Genomic DNA, 20,216 nt, shown 5'->3' with positions numbered 1-20,216 from the left:
TAACTAGCTAATTTTATTCAAATTACCCTATTATAATATTCTTTTAACTCTTTTGCTAAATTTTAATTATTTCTAAAGGCGAATTTTGTTCAATTTTAATGATGATAAAAAAATAAGTAAAATAATTTAAAGCTGTATTTTACAGGTTTTTGATGGATGTTTTGTTGGCTTTATTTAGTAAATAATAATCTTACTTAAAGGGTTTAAACTTATTTTTTATAGTTTACGTTACAAGTTTCGCAGTCATAAGAATCTTCTTTTATCGTAATTCCTTCAATATTGTTTTCTACAATTTTATGGATGAAATTTGTATAGGTTTGGTCATTACCAACCAATTTATTTCCTTTATTTAATTTGTAAAATTCACCTTCCCATTCTTGTTTTCCCCAGCAATTTGGGCAAATTCCAACTGGTGCTTTTTCTAATGTATTTCCTTCTGCTTTAGAATTAAAATAATTTTTGATGTTCTGTAGTATGTTCATAATTAATGTGTTTCTTCAATAGTCGAAATAAAGTGAGAAACTTTACTTTTTTCGATTTGAGTAGCGAAGTTTTGCGCTAAAAATTTCAATTTAGGATTGATGTAAGTTTCACAGAATGGTTTGTTAGGATTTGATTGATAGTAATTTTGAAAGGCTACTGCAGAAGGTTTAAAAGAGGTAAATGATACTACTTTGGTAATAATTTTATCCTTGAAACTTGATTTTAATTCATCGATTATTTTTAAACTTTCTTCTTTTTGAGAAATAGAATAATAATAAACTGCAGAACGATATTTGTTTCTCATAGAGTGATTACTCGTACTTTTATGGGTGCGTAAATGAATTTCAATAAGTATTTTTAATTCAATTTTTTTAGCTTCAAAATGTACAATTACAGCTTCAGAAAAAGTGTTGTTTTCGTCTGTGGATGAAATAAAACCTTGCTCAACTTTATGAACGCCTATTAAAGCTTGAAAAACAGCTTCCGTGCACCAATGACAACCACCACCAAAAGCTATTTTTGTTAATTCCATTGTAATTTTTTGCGTTCTGACCAGTAAAATTCTGGAGCAACTTTAAAAGAATTTAACAGCTCAATTTCATCAGAAGAAAGAGAAAAGGAATTCATTTTTAAATTCTCTTCTAGTTGTTTAACGTTACTCGCTCCGCTTAAAACAATACTTTCTGGGATTGTTTGCTCACAATATTTTAAAGAAATTGCATCCACACCAACCTTGTGTTTTTTGGCTAGATTTTCTACAATTGTATGCATTTTATTGTAGTGAGGATAGTTTTTATTTTTAAAAATTCTGCCATTGGCCAAAGCTTCTTTAATAACAATCGATTTATTTTGACTGGTTAATTCCTTTGAAATAGCTAATAAACTTTGATCTAAAAAATTATAAGTTACTTGGAATAAGTCAAAAATTTGTTCACCATCAACCAAAACAGTTAACGCTTTTTTAATGACTTCAATTTGATTTGTTCCGGTGGTTGTTAAACCAATTTTTAGGTTGTGTTCCTTTTTTAAAAAAGCCAGTTGCTCTAAAACTTGCTTATTTTCTAAAACGCCAGTTTCTAACGTTGCAGAATGAATTTGATATACTTTTAAATAAGGTAGAAGTTGTTTAGAAAAGTTCCATTGTTCGTTTAATTTTGAAATACTGTGCTCTTTTACTTCATGTACTATTGCCTTTTTATCAAAATTTGCGGTGTATGTGTATCCCCATTTTGTAGCAATTTCAATGGATTTATCATCTTTTGTTTGCAACCACTCTACTACTAATGCTTCTGCCAAACCATAACCAGGAGCGGTGTCAAAATATCTGATTCCTGAATTATAAGCAGCCTCTAAAACAGAAAAACTGTGTTTTCTGAATTCGGCTAAATCTGAGTTATCACAAGTTTCTTGACGAACATTTATGTATTGTGGTCTTCCTAAAGCTGCAGTTCCTAATCCTAATTTCATGTTTTTTTGTTTTTAAGAACTACAAGATAACATAGAGCAACCTACTTTATTTCGTGCCCATTCTGGTCTTTTCGCAAACCATTTTTCATTTTCTGGTTGCGCTGCATACGGATTTTTTAAAAGTTGAAATAATTCATCAATTAAAGTGTAATTACCTTTATCAGCTTCATCAATTGCCATTTGCGACATGTAATTTCTAAGCACATATTTAGGGTTTACAGCATTCATTTTTTCTTTTCTTTCTTCGGGTGAAATTCTATCAATTTCAAGTCTTTCGGCATATTTTTTGAACCATTCGTTCCACTTATTTTTCACATCCTCAGAAATATTTTCAAGGTCATAAAATGATTTTTCTATCAAATTAAAACCAGAATTTGCGTCAGAAAAATCACTTAAGTTTCTAAAGAAAATGGTCATGTCTGTTTCTACTAATTGTAAAGTATCTTCTAAATTCTGAATTAGTTCAACATCATTTTCATCCGAAGAAAACAACCCTAATTTCGATTTCATCATCTGTAAAGATTTCAATTCAAAATCGAGCTTGTATTGTTCCAAAATAGCATTTAAAGGATCTACTTCTTCAATTATTGGGTACAAAGAGTTTGCTAGTTGGTATAAATTCCATAAACCCATATTTGGCTGATTTCCATATCTGTAGCGCTTGTGTTGACTGTCGGTTGTATTTGGCGTCCATCCAAAATCAAAACCTTCCAACCATCCGTAAGGACCAAAGTCGATGGTTAAACCCAAGATTGACATATTATCTGTATTCATTACACCATGCACAAAACCAACACGTTGCCAATCAATTATCATGTTTAAAGTACGCTCTGAAACTTCCTTAAAAAAAGCAATATAATTTTCTTTGGATGGTTTTCCTAAATGTGAAAAATGATGTTTGATGGTATAATCAACTAATGCTTTTAAATTTTTTACATCTTTTCTGGCTGCAAAAATTTCATAATTACCAAAACGTAAAAACGAAGGTGAAATTCTTGAAACAATTGCTCCTTTTTCATATGCAGGATTTCCATCATATAAAAGATCCCGTAAAACCGAATCTCCAGACAAACTTAAAGACAAAGCGCGGGTGGTTGGTACGTTTAAATGAAACATTGCTTCACTGCATAAATATTCTCTCACGGATGAGCGCAAAACCGCTAAGCCATCCGCAGTTCTAGAATATGGCGTTTCGCCAGCGCCTTTTAATTGTACTTTCCAGTTTTTAGTATTGTGTTCAACTTCAAATAGGTTAATTGCTCTTCCGTCTCCTAATTGCCCCGCCCAATTGCCAAATTGATGACCACCATAACACATAGAATAAGGTTTTGTATTTGGATACACTTCATTACCAGTAACTATATTTTTAAAGAATTCTGATTTTGTTTCTTCTTCAGAAATATGTAGTGCAGAAGCCATTTCTTGCGAAACGTGCAGTACTTCAGGGTTTTTAGTTTTCTTAGGATTTACAAAAGAAAATACGGCTTCAGTTACTTGTCTTCTCGAGTTTTCTGTGTTTTTATCAGCAGGGTTTTCAGAAATAAAAGTGTCTTTAATGTGTAGTTTCATAATTTATTAATCCATTTTTGGAGCTCTTTATCAGAAGGATTTCTTAATTTTTTATCAAGAATAGTAATAGTAGGAAAATTTAATTTTCTATTTTCATACAAGTTACGCAATTCTTCTGCGTTTGCCTCATTTTGTGTAATATCTAAAAACGCGTAATCTACATTACGCGTTTCTAAAAATATTTTATAATATCGAGTTTTATGACATTTTTCTGTGCCATATAATTTAATCATATTACTTTAATTTATCTGCATGTAGTTTTCTTAATTTGGCTAATTTTGGCTCAATTACATAACTACAATATCCTTGTTGTGTGTTTTCTAAATAATAATTTTGATGTTCTTTTTCCGCTTCGTAAAAGATAGGCATAGCACTTAACTCTGTGGTAATCTGATCAGTATAATAAGGTTGTATTTGTGTTAATACTTCTTCTGCTATTTTTCGTTGAATTTCGCTGTGATAATAGATTACAGAGCGATATTGTGTACCTCTATCTGCGCCTTGTCTATTTAAAGTTGTAGGATCGTGAGTGGTCATAAATATGACTAAAATATCTTCTAAAGAAATCAAATTAGCATTAAATGTAATTTGAATTACTTCGGCATGCCCGGTTAATCCTGAACAAATTTCTCTATACGTTGGTCTTCCAGGAGCATTGCCGCCTGCATAACCAGAAACCACTTTTTCTACACCTTTTACTTTTTGAAATACAGCTTCTGTACACCAAAAACAGCCACCACCAATAGTGGTAATTTGTATGTTTTTACTCATGCTAATATTTTTATAATTGCGAGAAAATAAAACGAATACATTTGTAATTTAAGTTTAAGATTGCTTCGTGAACTCGCAATAACGTTTTTATTTTTTATCTAAAACCATCGATTCAGAATTGATGCAATAACGCAAACCACTTGGTTCTGGGCCATCAGGAAAAATATGTCCTAAATGTGCATCGCAAGTATTGCACATCACTTCAACTCTAATCATGCCTAAAGAAATATCTTTGTGATATTTAATAGCATTTTCTTTAATTGGTTGCGTAAAACTTGGCCATCCAGAGTTAGAATCGAATTTAATTGTAGAGTCAAATAAAGGCGTATTACAACAAATACAGTTGTATTTTCCTTCATCGTAAATACTACATAAAGCACCAGAATTTGGTCTTTCTGTTCCTTTTTTTCTGGTAATTCTAAATTGCTCTGGAGTTAATAGTTCTTTCCATTCTTGTTCTGATTTTTCAACTCTTTTATTTGGAGTTAAATTCCCTTTAATTGTGAAGTTGATAACTTCTTTCCATGTAATCATATAAAGTGTAGCTTCTTGGTTGTTTTGTGGTTATAAAAAGAGGTTCTAAATTATAGTCGAAAATTTTATAGTAAATATACAAAATATACTTATATTATTTGGTTATAGTGTTTAAGTAAAGAACATTCACAAAAAAAAAGTTCAATAATATTCTTATATTAGAAATTTTTATTAGTTTTGATGTTTAGAGCAAAATTTCTTTTTTTAGAATTTATTTTTGCTGTTTACCCCAACTTCTTTTAACTTTTAAAACGATACGACATGATTAATTGTAGATTATTCTATATTATGTTTTTGTTTGTAATTTTTGGTGTACAAACTAATGCGCAACAAGTTGCTATTAATGAAGTTATGACTTCAAATAGCAAAACGATTGCAGATGAGGATGGTAGTTTTGAAGATTGGATAGAAATCTATAATTATGGCACTACTGCTGTAAATTTAGGAGGTTATGGTTTAACAGACGATGCATCAAATCTTTACAAATGGGTTTTTCCTACGTATACACTTCAGCCAAAACAATTTGTTTTAGTTTGGGCTTCTGATAAGAATAAGACAGTTCCTAGCCAGCCATTGCACACGAATTTTAAAATAAAATCTTCTGGAGAACCTATATTGTTAACAAACTCAAGCGGTACTACTATTAATGATGTGCCCGCAATTGCGCTTCAAGCAGATGTTTCATACGCAAGAAGCCCAGATGGCACAGGAGATTGGTTATTTTTTACAACGGCAACACCTTTAGCTTTAAATACTAATGCAGGTACACCAGAATTGTTAGAGCCACCAATATTCTCGCACGAATCTGGCCTTTACACATCAACGTTTAACCTTTCATTATCAACGACTGTTCAAAATGCTCAAATTATTTATACGTTAGATGGTTCAGAGCCAAGGTTAGACAACTTATCTGGCACAAATTTTACGTACAAAAACCTATACCCTTTGCTTCCAGGTGATCCTTATGGAGATTTATTAACAGATAGTTATAAGTCGAACGTATACTCATCTGCAATTGTTATTAGAGATAAATCTGGAGATGCAGATAAACTAGCCATAAAAAACACAAATCAATATGCTCTTCATATACCTCCAAATCCTGTAAGAAAAGCTACAGTGATTAAAGCAAAAATATTTGTAAATGGAAAAGGTTCAGAATCAATTTCAAAAACATTTTTTGTTTGGAGTGGTGGTAATCCATTTAACATTCCTCTAGTTTCGCTGCAAATTCAAGAAAATTTATTATTTGATTATAACGATGGTATTTATACTTCAGGTGTCGATTTTGATACATGGAGACAACAAAACCCAGATAATACGCAATCTTGGAGACCAAATATTAGTAATTATGCCAGAAGTGGTAGAGATTGGGAATACCCTGTAAATGTAGAACTCTTTGATGCAGTTAATTTAAATTCTATTCAAAGCATTAATGCAGGATTAAGAATACATGGAAACAACTCTAGAGGATTACCAATTAAAAATTTAAGATTATATGCAAGAAGCGAATATGATAGTAAGAATGAGTTTGTTCACGGTTTTTTTGATAACTCAATACCAAATGCTGCAAATCTATACAATAAAGAATATAAAAAATTCTTTTTAAGAGGAGACGGAGAAGGAGGGTCAATTGCTTATGATGTAGCCTTTAGTAGAGCGATGCAACCTGTATTTAATGGAGTTACTAGAATTAAACCGGTTATTAATTTTATAAATGGTGAATATTGGGGAATTAATGCAGTTAGAGATCGTTTAGATGACGATCATTATGAACTTAATTTTGGAGTCAATGCAGATAACTTTATTCAAGTTAGCTGTAACGGTTCTCAATGTGAACTTGATGAAGGGGTCGCTGGCGATTATAGCTCTTATATAGATATGAGAGACTTTATAATCAACAATGACATGGCAAATAATTTAAAATATTTAGAGGCTGCAGAAATCTTAGATATGGAGTCTTTTTTGAACCATGCAGTGATGATCATTTATGCCTCTAATAATAGTTATGAACGAAAATATTGGAGAGCTAGAACACCTCAAAATAATTCTCATGCTGATGGTAAATGGAGATTAAACGTGCAAGATTTTGAAGCTTCTTTAAGTACAAATACAAACTGGTTAGAATATTTAGCAGATTTAGGTAGGTCTGATAACAACTCATTATTGGCAAATTTATTAAAAAATGAAGGTTTTAAGAACCAGTTTTTAAATCGATTTGCAGATATCATGAACACTGTATTTACTAAAGAAAACTTTGATAAAGTTATAAATAAAACTTTTGATGAGATTAGTCCATTTTTAACAGAAGATAGAAACCGTAGCTCTAGAGCTAATTTTTACGAATCTTCTGAAAAGCAAAATTTACTAGATTGGTCTAAAAATAGACCAGCAGTTCAAATACAACTTATAAAAAATCAATTTAATATATCTGAAACTATTGACGTTGGCTTAAGTGTTTCTGATATAGAAGCGGGTTTTATTAAAATAAATACAATTAAGATACATTCAGATACTCCTGGTGTAAATGAAAATCCTTACCCTTGGTCTGGTTTTTATTTTAAAACGATACCATTAACAGTTGAAGCAGTTACATTACCTGGGTACGTTTTTTCTCATTGGTCTGGTGATATTAGTGGCACAAATGCAATACAAACATTTACTCCAAATGGTTCTGTTCAAATTCAGGCTAATTATAATCCTATAACCAACTTTAAACACCTTATGTATTTTTGGCTTATGAATGCTGATATTCCAAATGACGCGCCCTTACAATCAGTCAATGCTACTTTTTCTAGAACGAGCTCAAGTGCTGTCATAAATTATAAATCATCTTTAACTGGTTATCCTTTTAATAATGCAAATGCTAGTTGGAGAAAAGCGTCTCTAGAAAGAAAAAATGAGCCTACAGCATTAAACTATTTTTCGAACGGAAATCATAATATTGCGTATGACCCTTTTATTATGAGAGGTGTGCAAATAAAGCAACCTTTTAAGAACGGAAATAATGAAAACACGTTAGAATTAAACTTTCCAACAAGTGGTTTTAGAGATGTAAAATTATCTTTTGCAATTTTCTCAAATGGTGCAGCTCAAACTGTTTTGGTTGATTATTGGAACGGCTCTAGTTGGTCTAATGCTAATCTTACGAATCCCAATTTAAGTATTAGTGATGCTTATGCAATTAAAGAGTTTGATTTTTCTAATGTTACTATTGCTGATAATAACGCAAATTTTAAAGTTAGAATTCGTTTTAACGGAACGAATATGACTATCGAAGACAATAAGCAGGTTTTTATTAATAACATAGCTGTTGAAGGAGTAGATACCACTTTATCTTCGGATTCATTTACACAATTGCAGAACCTTAAAGTATACCCTAACCCAACAAGTGGTGACGTTAAAATTCAATCTAACCAAATAATAGACAAGGTTTTAATTTATAATGTATTTGGTAAACTTGTGTACAAGGATTCTCCTAAATTTTCTAATATTCAGTTGAGTATGGAAAACCTTTCGAGTGGCGTTTATGTGCTAAAAGTTTTTTCAAATAATGCAACTATCACAAAGAAAATAATAAAGAAATAGTTTTAAAATAGTAACTTTCTATTTAAAATAGTTAATAACTTGATAATTAGTTAATGGACTTAAGTAAGAGATATGAGAATCTAAAGAGCGTAATACATCAATTTGATAGTGTATCTTTAAATGAAATGAACAGTGTTGCCTTAATGAAAAGAACTGACACTAAATTTATTGTTAATATTTCTTACCTAACTTCAATTTTAAAAGAATTACAAAAATCCTACAGGGTTTTAGAGATTAAAGATAAGAGGATAATGGATTACATGTCATTATATCTTGATACACCAGAATTTAAGTTTTATCATGATCATCATAATGGTATTGTTAATAGAACAAAAATAAGGCAACGTAAATACGTTGATTCCAACCTAACTTTTTTAGAAATTAAACAAAAAAACGGTAAAGGAGAAACGAAGAAATCTAGAATTAAACTAAAGGATTTTGAAGCGGATTTATCTACATCCTCAAAAGATTTTATTTTTAAAATAACACGTCAAAATTTTGAATTAAAGCCTAGTTTATGGAACCGTTTTAATCGAATTACATTAGTAAATTTAGAGGATAAAGAACGAGCTACTATCGATTTAAAATTAACCTACTCTTCAGATAATACAGAGAAAAGTTACGAAAACTTAGTAGTAATTGAAGTAAAGCAAAGTAAATTTGATAGAACGGCCACAATTGTTAAAGTATTAAAGAAATTTAATTACCTGCCTTACAGTATAAGTAAATATTGTATTGGGGTAACTCATATTTATCCAAATTTAAAACAAAATTTATTCAAAAATAAATTACTTAAAATTAATAAAATAATTGCTTAACTATGGATTTTTTAAACATCCCTTTATTTGATGATGATTTTTTTAAATTGTCAATAATATTCTTAATGAATATGTTTTTTTTAACATTAATCATTAGATGGTTGTATTACAGCTCTAGTGGAAGGAAAGACTATTTGTTTACCTATTATATGATAAGTATTATTGTTTTCTTTCTATGTTTTACGCTAAAGAAATTTAAATTAGACATAGGTTTAGCCCTTGGTCTTTTTGCCATTTTTGGTATCATTCGTTACCGAACAGAATCCATACCGATAAAAGAAATGACTTATTTATTTGTAGTGATTGGTGTTTCTATCATGAACTCATTTGTGAATAAAAAGATGAGTTATTTTGAAATTATTTTTGCTAATTCGGCTATCGTCTTCGCGATCGTAATTATTGAAAAAGTATGGCATTTAAAGCATGAAATTACAAAAGTAATTATTTACGAAAACATAGAAAATATTAAGCCAGAAAATTATGAGCTGCTTAAATCTGATCTAGAAAATAGAACAGGTATTGCAATTAATAAGCTAATAATTGGTGATATAGATTTTTTAAAAGATAGTGCAACCATTACTATTTTTTACAACAATCAAGTAATTAAAAAAATAAAATGATTAAGTTTAAAATAAACAGATTACAAATAGTATGTTGTTTTCTCTTAATTTATAGCTCAATATTTTCTCAAGTAGATACTTCAGATTTTGGAATATGGAGTTCTTTAGGTGTAGATTATTCGCCAATAAAGAAATTAAAAATTAGTGTAGAACAGAGTTTGAGACTAAAAGAAGATGCAGCAGTAACAGACGAGTATTTTACAGAAGTAGGCCTTCAATACGAAATAATAAAAGATTTTGAAATTGGTGGAGGAGCTCGATTTATAAAAGAGAATGACAACGTAGGTAAAAAACAAGGTTATGAGAGTCATTTTAGATTTAATATAGATGCAAGTTTTAAATACGATATAGAAAGGTTTACGTTATCGCACAGGTTGCGTTACCAAAATAAAAAAGAATTAAATCTACCTACCACAGAAGTCAATTTACCAAAAGAAACAGTGAGATTTAAAACAGATTTAGAATATAACATACGTAAATGGGCATTAGATCCAGAGTTTTCTGTAGAACTTTTTAGCGGATTAGAAAATGTACAACAAGTTAGAGAATTAAATTTAGATAAAATAAGATTAACTTTTGGTACAGACTATAAGTTTAAAAATTTTGGAAAATTTGGCATTTATTATCGTTATGAAGAAAATATAATAAAATATTTTAAGAACGAAAATTTACATATTCTTGGCTTTAGCTATTCTTATTCAATTAATTAAATTAATGATTAAAGCTCCCTTTTTAAACTAAATACATACTATTAATAGAGTTTAATTAATCGTAAAGTTCTCGTTAGTTGTTTTTTTAAAAAAAAACTAATAATCAGTATTTTGAGTATTAATAAAAGCTGTAAAATTAATTTTCTACCATATTTCTAATTAAAGAACTTCTCACCTTTAATAAATTATTCAACTTCAATTTCTTAGAAAGCATAGTTTAAATTCATAATAAATTAGCAAGGCAAATAAGCAAATTTTAATTGCTTATTTTTGTTTTAAATACATTTATATGAGCCTATTTTTAGTTGATGCAGAAAATTACGTTATCGATTTATTAAATGAACAGTTAGCTACTATTTATGTATACCATAATTTAGTGCACACACAAAGTGTTTTAGAAAAAGCAAATGAACTAGCAAAAAATTTAAAAGTTGATGAAATTTCTTTCGAAAATTTGCAACTAGCAGTTTGGTTTCATGACACTGGCTTTATAAAAGGAGCACAAAATCATGAAGAAGAAAGTGTGCGAATTCTGACTCATTTTTTAACGCAGCATGCTATTGAAACCAAAAGAATAGAAATAATTTCTAACATTATTTTAGCTACAAAAAGGGGTTATAAACCTATAAACGATCTAGAAAAAATAATTATTGATGCAGATTGTGCACACTTAGGTAGTAAGAACTTCGAGAGCAAAACAGCATTATTAAGAAAAGAATGGGAAATTACTGAAAATAAAATGTATTCTGATGAGGAGTGGACTACTATTAATTTGGAGTTTTTAACACAGAAACATCGCTATTATACTAACTTTGCGTTAAAAAATTGGTCTATAACTAAAAGTAAAAACATAGCAATTTTATTAAAAGATTTAAAGAAAATTAAAGAAGAAAATAGAAAATTTAATCAGAAAAAGGAAGCACTAGATCTTAAAAAAAATAAAAGTAATGTGCCAGAAAGAGGGGTGGAGACCATGTTTAGAGTTGCCTTAAAAAACCATATGACTTTAAGTAATATTGCAGACACAAAAGCTAATATTTTACTATCGGTAAACGCAATTATTGTTTCTTTGGCGTTGTCTAATTTATTGCCAAAACTAGATAATACGTCTAATAATTACCTAATTATACCAACTATTGTGTTTGTTACTTTTACGGTGGCTTCTATTATATTATCAATTTTAGCAACAAGACCTAATGTTACTCGAGGCAAGTTTACAAAAGAAGATGTAGCCAATAAAAAAGTGAATCTTTTGTTTTTTGGAAATTTCCATCAAATGAAATTAGGTGACTTTGAATGGGGAATTACAGAAATGATGCAAGACAGAGACTATTTATATGGTTCTTTAACCAAAGATTTATATTTTTTAGGATTGGTGTTAAATAGAAAATACAAAATATTAAGAATTACCTATACCGTTTTTATGATTGGGATCATTATAAGTGTGCTTGCGTTTGCGATTGCATTTAAAATAAAGGAAACAGGGACTTTTTTATAAAACTAAGCCTCAATTTCTTTAATTAAATCATTAAAAGTAATGGTGTTTTTTGCATCAAAATCTTTTTGATAAATCACTTCAACTCTCAATGCTTTTAAGCCAGTAACGCCTTGTAAATCCTCTAATTCTAGGTTTTCAATTACACCTAATTGATTTTTAGATTGTAAATAAGAAATGTATTTTAAATACTCTAAAGCATCTTTTTCTTGAGAATATACAATGGCAATTTTACCAGGTACTGTTAAGCGTTCGTTTGTGCCTTTTATATTAGCTTTGTCTATCCTTTTTTTAATGATTTCGTATCTAATATTGTAGGCGCCATCAACGTCAAATTGTTTTTCATCCATCCTGAATTTAATAGCCATTGGGCTACTGTGAACCAAAATTAAGGAGGCAACTCGTAAATCTGCAATCATATTTTTACGTTCAGAAAAAGCAACATTTTCCATTTCGCACATTATTTGCAATTGCCATAAACGTAAATTGTACAAGTAAATATCATCAAAAGAATCTTCTTTTGTAATAGATTGTCCAATATACATGTTGTACTCTACGCCATCTGTTTTGTATCTTTCAAAATAATGAGGATACATTTCTTGTGCCTGAATTTGCTTTTTATCAATAAATTTAGAAAGTTTATCGTTTAAAAGGTTTACACTATTTTCATACTCTTTTCTTTTTTCATAAACAACACCTAACTCACTGTCTAGGCGTTTCATATAAATGAAAACCTGTTCAGAAAGTGCTGAATTAATTGTTTTTACATGATTGAAAATAGGATAAATTTCGCGTTTTAAAAAGTCTAAAATTGTTATTTCATCACCAGCATTCAAACCTTTTTTTACATCGGATAAATAAGCGGAAACACGAAACATTAGTTCATCATAAATAGGTAAAGTTTCATATTTGCAAGCATCTTTAAGAACATTAATTGCCAAACTAAGTTGCGTTGTTAAGTCTTCTTTGATCGCAATATTTCTTGCGTCTGATGAGCCTTTTATATCACTTTGTCCAAATAGAGGATACACATCATTAAAAATAATTTCGTCTAATTTTGCGTTTTCATCACTTTGAGAATCTAAATGATATTGTTCTGCAGCTTGATAGAATCGCCATTTTACAGAACTATGAATAGACGTGTAATTTGCTTGAATGGTTGCTTCTAAAACATTTTGACGCTCTTCTGCGGTTCTTTTTACGGCTGCTTCAAAAACAGGAATAATGTCTTTTAATTTATTTACGTTTACCGAGTTTAATTCGTAAGCTCTTGGTGATGCGATTTCTAGCAATGCTAAATCACCATTTGCAGTCGCTTTTATTGGTATTAAGATAATGCTTTTTATGCCTACTAATTTTAGATTTTGATAAAACGGGTTTTTGTTAGTTGCTAAACCATATTCTTCGATATCAGAAATAATAAACGTTTCATGATTCTTGAATACTTTTTGTAGAACTGCATCACAAAAATAATTAGAATCACATTTAATTTCTGCGTGGTTATTTAGAATAATACTGTTTGATTTTTTTACAATTGTTTCGCAAATTTTTGCATTGATATTATCAAAAATAGAATAACCTAATTTTAAATCTTTAATTCCGTAAAAATCTATTAAATTATTTTGAAGATGATATAATAAATGTGGGCCGCCAGCTAATAAATTTGCTTTAATAGATGACAACATTTCTTCTGCAGTAACATCAAATAAATTAATCAATCCGAAGCCTCTAAAAATATAGCTATTTGGCGGAAATTTTTCTTTCCATAAATCAATGTTGTCAAAATTATTTAAGAGCTCTTTAAAGTCTTTTTCTGTTATTTTTGGAGCGTTTTCTGTGGCTGTAATTTCAGAAAAATCTGCATTAAAAGTAGTTCTGTAATACTTCATTGTTCCAGTTGTTTTGTCTGGAATATCAAAATAAAAAGGTCTTTTTAAATCTACATTATAACCATACACAAAGCCTAGAATAAAAGTACATGCCATAATATACATATCATCATCCTCAAAATTACGAACGTTTAATTCGTAGTCTTCACCAGCATTTTTTAGAATGTTTTCAAACCGTTCTGTAAATTTAAATGAAGTAAAAGAAAAAGGAATACTTGCTGCTTTTATTTCGTTCAAAAGCAGCGGTTCTGGAAACAAAGGATCTAATACTAAATTTATTTGAGTTTCGTATTTTTTAAATAATGATATATCAGAGAATCCGTTAAGCAGTTCTGGATGTTCTTCAAAAATACGCACCATTTCTTTTGCTGCACCATGATATGGATGATGCGCATATTCGGTATTTGTGTATTTTTGAAACAACACAAAAACTTTCTGAAAAGAAATGTTTAACTGTAAGGGTAATTCTTTTTTTGAAACGGAACTAGGTGCTATGATTTTCATTCTATAGTATTGTTACCGCAAATTTACGTAAACTAATTTTGTAGACGTAATTGAGATACAATCCTTTCAAATAAAACCTATTTCTGTCTAAAATAGATGGTGATTGGCACTCCAGAAAAATTATAAATCTCACGTAATTTATTTTCTACAAAACGTCTGTAAGGATCTCTTACATATTGCGGTAAATTACAGAAAAAAGCAAATTGTGGCGTTAATGTAGGCAGTTGCATACAGTATTTAATTTTCACATATTTACCTTTTGTTGCTGGTGGCGGGTATGTTTTTACAATCTCTAACATTGTATCATTAAATTTACTAGTAGAAATTTTAGTTTTTCTATTTTCAAAAACTTCAACAGCAGTTTCTATAGCTTTAAATATTCTTTGTTTTGTTAGTACAGAAGTAAATATAATTGGTACATCTGTAAAAGGTTGTATTTGCTTTCTAACCATTGCTTCGAAATCACGCATGGTATTTGTTTCTTTCTCAACCAAATCCCATTTATTAATTAGGATAACAACACCTTTTCTGTTTTTTTCTGCTAGCCAAAAAATATTTTGATCTTGACCTTCAAATCCACGAGTAGCATCAACCACTAAAATAACTACATCCGAATATTCAATGGTACGAACAGCACGCATTACAGAATAAAATTCTAAATCTTCTTTTACTCTTGATTTTTTACGGATTCCTGCGGTATCCACTAAATTAAAGTCGAAACCAAAACGATTGTATTTTGTGTCAATAGAATCTCTAGTGGTACCAGCAATATCTGTTACGATATTTCTTTCTTCGCCAATTAAAGCATTAATAAAAGATGATTTTCCTGCATTTGGTCTTCCAACCACCGCAAATCTTGGTAACGCTTCTGCTTCTAAATCAAGAGGTTCTGGTTCTGGCATTTCTGCAACTAAAGCATCTAATAATTCTCCTGTTCCGCTACCGTTAATAGAGGCAATTGTAAAATATTCGCCTAAACCAAGATTGTAGAATTCAACAGCATCTGGCTCACGCATTGCATTATCAACTTTATTAACTACAGTAAAAATTGGTTTTTTTACCTTACGCAAAAGTTTTGCAACTTCAGCATCCATAGGTGTAATACCGTCTTCTACATTTACTACAAAAACAATTAAATCGGCTTCTTCTATGGCAAGTTTTACTTGTTTTCTAATTTCTTCTTCAAAGATATCGTCAGAGCCAATAGAGTATCCTCCTGTATCAATAACAGAAAAATCTTTTCCATTCCAATCAGATTTTCCATAATGTCTGTCCCTTGTAACTCCGCTAACAGAATCTACAATTGCTTCTCTTCTTTGAACCAATCTATTAAAAAGTGTCGACTTTCCTACATTTGGTCTTCCTACAATGGCAACTATGCTATTCATTTGAATTGAAATTTTTTGCAAAGATACAATTTACTAAACGAAAAATTATTGTAAATTTAAACAGTTATAAAATGGGTTTTTATGGATGAAAAATTGAATATTTTAATTGAAACGAGAAATAGCGAAATTTTTCTAAGACCAAGGTTTACAATACCTTTAGATGAAAATTGCGATAAAATACTTCAAAAATTTTCTGATGAATTTAAGAAAGTAGACTGTGCTTTTTTAGGGAATATTGTAGATGGTCATGTTTTTATTTCTGTTTCTAAAAAGGATGAACACTTTTGGTCGCCACAATTGCATCTAGAAATCTTAGAAGAAGCAGAAAATAAATCACTCTTAAAAGCATTATTTGGACCCAAACCACAAGTTTGGACACTTTTTATGTTTTTTCATTTTATAATTGGTGTTTCTTTCTTGGGGTTTGGTGCGCTGCTCTATACAAATGTATCGTTAAATGAGCCTATTTTCTTTCCTTTAATGATGGTTGTCTTTTTGCCATTAATTTGGATACTGTTTTATTTTTTAGGTAAAATAGGAAAAGATACTAGTAAAAATCAAATGACAAAGTTGCATCATTTTATGATAAAAGTAATTAATAATTAAACGGTTAGTCTTTTGTGTTTTAAACTTTTAATGCTAAGAAGTAAGATTTTTTCTTTTTCTTCAGGGGATTTTCCCCCTTTTTTTTGATTTTATTTAAAGTTAATAACCCTGTAAAACATACTTAAAAATCTGTTTATCATGTTTTTAGGTTTTTTTTAAAATGAAAGGATTAGAAACTTCATACCCTATCTTTTATCATTTGTACTTTTTTTTGTTTATTATTGTATACCAAACTTAAAGTATTAATCTCGTTAATTAAGTTACTGTTCTTTTCTTAAAGACCATAAACAATTATGTTTTTAGTATGTAATCCTCACTTATGAAAACAATTTTACTAAGCATTATCTTTGTATCAACAACTTTTTTACTCTTTGCTCAACAAACAATTGCTACTGCTGGTGGTGATATAGCCGCTAGCGGTTCAGTTAGTTATACTATTGGCCAAATGATTACTACTACTAGTTTGGGTAATAATGGCTCTGTTACGCAAGGCATTCAGCAAAGTATCGAATTATTTACCTTGGTAAATCCAGATTTAAAAACGCTCACTTTACAAGCTATTATATACCCTAATCCTACCAAAGATAAAATTGTTTTGGCTTTAACAGATCATAATTTAACAGCATTAACATATCAAATATTTGATGTGGGTGGACGATTGATTAAAAAAGGAAATGTAGAGAAAGAGAATACAGAGGTAGCAATGAAAGATTTTTCTGTTGGTGTGTATTTTTTAAAAGTGAATCAGAATAACAAACAGCTTAAAGTTTTTAAAATTATAAAAAATTAATTATGAAAAAAATATTTTTAATATCCATGCTAGCTATATCAGCAATTTGTTTTTCTCAAACTCCAGAAAAAATGAGCTATCAAGCAATTGTTAGAAATGCGGATGGTAATTTGGTTAGTAATCAGTCTGTAGGTATTCAAATAAGTATTTTAAAAGGTACGCTATCAGGAGCTGCAATTTATGTTGAATCTCATTCGGTAACAACGAATGTTAATGGCTTAGTAACCATAGAAATTGGTTTCGGCGGAAAAGTTACAGGTGATTTCTCTACAATAGAATGGGGCGCTGATAAGTATTTTATAAAAACAGAAACTGACCCAACAGGAGCTACAAATTACACCATTTCAGGAACCAGCCAATTATTAAGCGTGCCTTATGCATTGCATGCAAAAGCGGCAGATAATGTGCCAAATTATCAAGTAGGTGATTTTTTATATGGAGGTGTCGTTTTTTGGGTTGATGAAACTGGTCAACATGGTTTAGTTTGCTCAAAAAAAAATCAAATTAACGCTATAAAATGGTTTGCAGGTACTTTTGGTAGCACACAGGCAAAAGGAAATGGACTTTACGCTGGTAAAGCAAATAATTCAATTATAATTTCTACACACGTTATTTTAGGGGATGATGGAGAGCTTTATGCTGCAAGACTCTGCAATGAATTAGAAATTACAGAGAACAATAGGACTTATGGAGATTGGTATCTGCCTAGCAAGTTTGAACTATATTTAATGTATGAAAATAAAGAAATAATAAATCTTACAGCTATAGCTAATGAAGGTGAGAGTTTTGTAAATGATGTTTACTGGAGCTCAACAGAAAATTCAGTTAATGATGCATGGGGTCTTGATTTATCTAACGGACAAGAATCAATTATTTTTAAAAGTTTTGCAAATAATGTAAGAGCAATTAGATCTTTTTAAAATAATTAAATTTTTCAGATGGAAATAATAAAAGCAGTTTTAATTGACTCAGAAGAAAACTCTCTACTAGGGCTTAAAACCCTTCTGTCAAAATTTAATGAGGTAGAAATTATTGAGATTTTTGATGACGCTAATAAAGGATTAGATTTTCTTTTAAAAAACGATGTAGATTTGGCTTTTGTGCAGATAGAAACGCCAAGTATATCGGGTTTAGAACTTGCGGAAGAAATTAATAAATACAGTAAAGAAGTAAAAATAATATTGGTTTCACCACATTCTCATTATGCTATAAAAGCATTAAAAGTTGCAGTATTTGACTATTTAGTAAAACCCATTTCTATAGACGAGTTAAAAAAATCTTTACATCGATTTAATGCAAAGTTTAAGATAAACTTAAATAGTAGGGAGTTAGAAATTATTAGAGAAATGTCTCATGGCTTAAGTAGCCAATGTATTGGAGAAAAGTTATTTATTAGTAAACATACTGTAGATACATATAGAAGAACTATGTTGGAAAAAGCTAATTGTCAAAACACTGCGCAACTTATAAGCTTTGCAATAAAAAGCGGATTAATTTAATCTTTTTCGATAAATAGTTATAATGTAGCGTTAGATTACTCATTAATGAGGTTCATTAACATTGTATATGATGTGGGATTTGTAATTTTTTATTGCGAATTTTGTAAACTACTAAGGTTAAGCCCTTTGTAAAGTTTGCTTTGAAAAGAATTAAAGTATAAAAACCCTACTATCATGAATAAAAAAATTACACTAGTTTTTGTAAGCTTCTTGTTTGCAATTTCAACCACTTTTGGTAATAATGACAATTTCTTTTTTGAGAATGACATTTTTACAGTTGTTAAAAATGACTTTAAAAGTAATCAAAAGACCGTATCTGATTTTGCTGCGGTAACTACAACATCACCTATAATTTCGGGATTTAGTTCTCTTGAACAATATAATAACAGTAGTTATTATATTTCTGATATCGCATATACTTGGGACGATGCTATAATAGCAACAAATGCTGTTGGCGGTCATTTAGCAGTTATTACTACTACTGCTGAAAATGATCATATATTTGCTCAGATGCAAGCGCAGGGTAATCAAGATAATCTTTTAATTGGCGCGTTTGAGTCCTCAGAAGGGATTTTTGAATGGGTTAATGGTGAGCCATATACAAATAATATAGGTGGAGCGGTTGATAACATTCCTGCCGGACTTAACTCTTTTATTGTTAGAAATGATAACGGTGGTTGGATGGATTATTTTGGTCCAGGTTCAAGTGTAACAATCAAAATTATAATGGAGGTTCCTATACCAGATACCATAAAGCCAGTAATTACTTTATCTGGTGCTAACCCACAAATAATTGAAGTAGGCACAAATTATACAGAATTAGGAGCCACGGCAACAGATAATGTTGATGCTGCTAATACTTTATTAGTAGTGTCAACTGTAAATAATCAGGATACAGGAGTTGTTGGTAGTTTTACCGTAGATTATACCGTTTCTGATGTAGCAACTAATGCAGCAATAATAGTAACAAGAACAGTAAATGTGGTAGATGTTACAAAACCTGTAATTACTTTAGCAGGATCAAATCCACAAACAATAGAAGTTTTTAGTGTATATGATGATTTAACTGGCGCAATTGCCACGGATAATTATGATGATAATGTTGCTTTAACAGCTAACATTCAAGTAATTTCAAATGTTAATAGTTCATTAGTTGGCACTTATACTGCTACTTATAATGTGGTAGATTCTGAGTCGAATGTTGCGGATGAAATTACAAAAACAGTTCATGTAGTAGATACAACTCTACCAGAAATATTTTTAGTTGGACTTAATCCTCAAATTGTAGAAATAGGAAAAGGATATAATGAGTTAGGAGCAACAGCAACAGATAATTATGACCCTGATTCAGCCTTAATAAGCAATATTACAAATACATCAAATGTGAACACTGCTACTGCAGGTAGTTATCTTGTTTCTTATAATGTTACGGATGCAAATTCTAATACTGCAATAACTGTTGAAAGAATAGTTATAGTAAAATCGAAT

19 protein-coding genes are annotated in these 20,216 nt (G+C 30.0%); 10 read left to right on the top strand and 9 right to left on the bottom strand.

Annotation, left to right across the window (positions count from 1 at the left end):
* Window positions 1-209: 209 nt before the first annotated feature.
* The 7 genes from BTO16_RS10370 to msrB all read right to left on the bottom strand — a co-directional run bounded on the left by BTO16_RS10370 (window position 210) and on the right by msrB (window position 4,824).
* Window positions 210-482: a hypothetical protein gene (locus BTO16_RS10370; protein WP_105021620.1), complete on the bottom strand. Its 273-nt coding sequence runs from the start codon at window positions 480-482 to the stop codon at window positions 210-212.
* Between the two features lie 2 nt (window positions 483-484).
* Window positions 485-1,015 carry a peptide-methionine (S)-S-oxide reductase gene (locus BTO16_RS10365; protein WP_105021619.1) on the bottom strand — a complete coding sequence of 177 codons (531 nt, stop codon included), beginning with the start codon at window positions 1,013-1,015 and terminating at the stop codon, window positions 485-487.
* The gene (locus BTO16_RS10360; protein WP_105021618.1) at window positions 1,006-1,950 is read right to left on the bottom strand and encodes an aldo/keto reductase; all 945 of its coding nucleotides are present in this window, start codon (window positions 1,948-1,950) and stop codon (window positions 1,006-1,008) included. Before BTO16_RS10360 ends, BTO16_RS10365 begins: the two co-directional genes overlap by 10 nt.
* Window positions 1,951-1,962: 12 nt before the next feature.
* Window positions 1,963-3,519 carry a protein adenylyltransferase SelO gene (locus tag BTO16_RS10355; RefSeq protein ID WP_105021617.1) on the bottom strand — a complete coding sequence of 519 codons (1,557 nt, stop codon included), beginning with the start codon at window positions 3,517-3,519 and terminating at the stop codon, window positions 1,963-1,965.
* Window positions 3,516-3,752: a glutaredoxin family protein gene (locus BTO16_RS10350; protein WP_105021616.1), complete on the bottom strand. Its 237-nt coding sequence runs from the start codon at window positions 3,750-3,752 to the stop codon at window positions 3,516-3,518. Before BTO16_RS10350 ends, BTO16_RS10355 begins: the two co-directional genes overlap by 4 nt.
* A 1-nt stretch (window position 3,753) precedes the next feature.
* Complete coding sequence (gene msrA / locus BTO16_RS10345) at window positions 3,754-4,290, bottom strand: peptide-methionine (S)-S-oxide reductase MsrA (RefSeq protein WP_105021615.1); 537 nt, start codon at window positions 4,288-4,290, stop codon at window positions 3,754-3,756.
* 87 nt (window positions 4,291-4,377) lie between these two features.
* The gene (gene msrB / locus BTO16_RS10340) at window positions 4,378-4,824 is read right to left on the bottom strand and encodes a peptide-methionine (R)-S-oxide reductase MsrB (protein ID WP_105021614.1); all 447 of its coding nucleotides are present in this window, start codon (window positions 4,822-4,824) and stop codon (window positions 4,378-4,380) included.
* Between the two features lie 261 nt (window positions 4,825-5,085).
* On the opposite strand from msrB, the gene BTO16_RS10335 reads away from it, so the two are divergent.
* From BTO16_RS10335 to BTO16_RS10315, 5 genes are all read left to right on the top strand, one after another.
* Window positions 5,086-8,409: a CotH kinase family protein gene (locus BTO16_RS10335; RefSeq protein WP_105021613.1), complete on the top strand. Its 3,324-nt coding sequence runs from the start codon at window positions 5,086-5,088 to the stop codon at window positions 8,407-8,409.
* 53 nt (window positions 8,410-8,462) lie between these two features.
* Window positions 8,463-9,227, top strand: coding sequence for a polyphosphate polymerase domain-containing protein (locus BTO16_RS10330; RefSeq protein WP_105021612.1), 765 nt, complete (start codon window positions 8,463-8,465; stop codon window positions 9,225-9,227).
* Window positions 9,228-9,229: 2 nt separating this feature from the next.
* Entirely contained in the window at window positions 9,230-9,847 is a 618-nt protein-coding gene (locus BTO16_RS10325; protein WP_105021611.1) for a DUF4956 domain-containing protein, read from the top strand.
* Window positions 9,844-10,557: a DUF2490 domain-containing protein gene (locus BTO16_RS10320; RefSeq protein WP_105021610.1), complete on the top strand. Its 714-nt coding sequence runs from the start codon at window positions 9,844-9,846 to the stop codon at window positions 10,555-10,557. Before BTO16_RS10325 ends, BTO16_RS10320 begins: the two co-directional genes overlap by 4 nt.
* Window positions 10,558-10,846: 289 nt before the next feature.
* Window positions 10,847-12,055, top strand: coding sequence for a Pycsar system effector family protein (locus BTO16_RS10315; RefSeq protein WP_105021609.1), 1,209 nt, complete (start codon window positions 10,847-10,849; stop codon window positions 12,053-12,055).
* 2 nt (window positions 12,056-12,057) lie between these two features.
* Here the strand turns inward: BTO16_RS10315 and BTO16_RS10310 are convergent, their stop codons facing one another.
* Complete coding sequence (locus BTO16_RS10310) at window positions 12,058-14,445, bottom strand: GAF domain-containing protein (RefSeq protein WP_105021608.1); 2,388 nt, start codon at window positions 14,443-14,445, stop codon at window positions 12,058-12,060.
* 77 nt (window positions 14,446-14,522) lie between these two features.
* Complete coding sequence (der, locus tag BTO16_RS10305) at window positions 14,523-15,833, bottom strand: ribosome biogenesis GTPase Der (RefSeq protein WP_105021607.1); 1,311 nt, start codon at window positions 15,831-15,833, stop codon at window positions 14,523-14,525.
* Window positions 15,834-15,914: 81 nt separating this feature from the next.
* Here der and BTO16_RS10300 point away from each other — a divergent pair, with 81 nt between their 5' ends.
* The 5 genes from BTO16_RS10300 to BTO16_RS17630 form a co-directional block, all read left to right on the top strand.
* Entirely contained in the window at window positions 15,915-16,439 is a 525-nt protein-coding gene (locus BTO16_RS10300; RefSeq protein ID WP_105021606.1) for a GTP-binding protein, read from the top strand.
* A gap of 319 nt (window positions 16,440-16,758) precedes the next feature.
* On the top strand, window positions 16,759-17,229 hold the full coding sequence (locus BTO16_RS10295; protein ID WP_105021605.1) for a T9SS type A sorting domain-containing protein: 471 nt from the start codon (window positions 16,759-16,761) through the stop codon (window positions 17,227-17,229).
* A gap of 2 nt (window positions 17,230-17,231) precedes the next feature.
* Window positions 17,232-18,149 (top strand): DUF1566 domain-containing protein, encoded by a 918-nt coding sequence (locus tag BTO16_RS10290; protein ID WP_105021604.1) that lies wholly within the window; start codon window positions 17,232-17,234, stop codon window positions 18,147-18,149.
* Between the two features lie 18 nt (window positions 18,150-18,167).
* On the top strand, window positions 18,168-18,728 hold the full coding sequence (locus BTO16_RS10285) for a response regulator transcription factor (protein ID WP_105021603.1): 561 nt from the start codon (window positions 18,168-18,170) through the stop codon (window positions 18,726-18,728).
* 174 nt (window positions 18,729-18,902) lie between these two features.
* On the top strand, window positions 18,903-20,216 hold a 1,314-nt coding region (locus tag BTO16_RS17630), incomplete at its 3' end, for an immunoglobulin-like domain-containing protein (protein WP_170064450.1).

This window comes from Polaribacter glomeratus (assembly GCF_002954665.1).
Classification (GTDB): Bacteria; Bacteroidota; Bacteroidia; order Flavobacteriales; family Flavobacteriaceae; genus Polaribacter; species Polaribacter glomeratus.
This window is presented reverse-complemented; position numbering and strand designations above follow the sequence as displayed.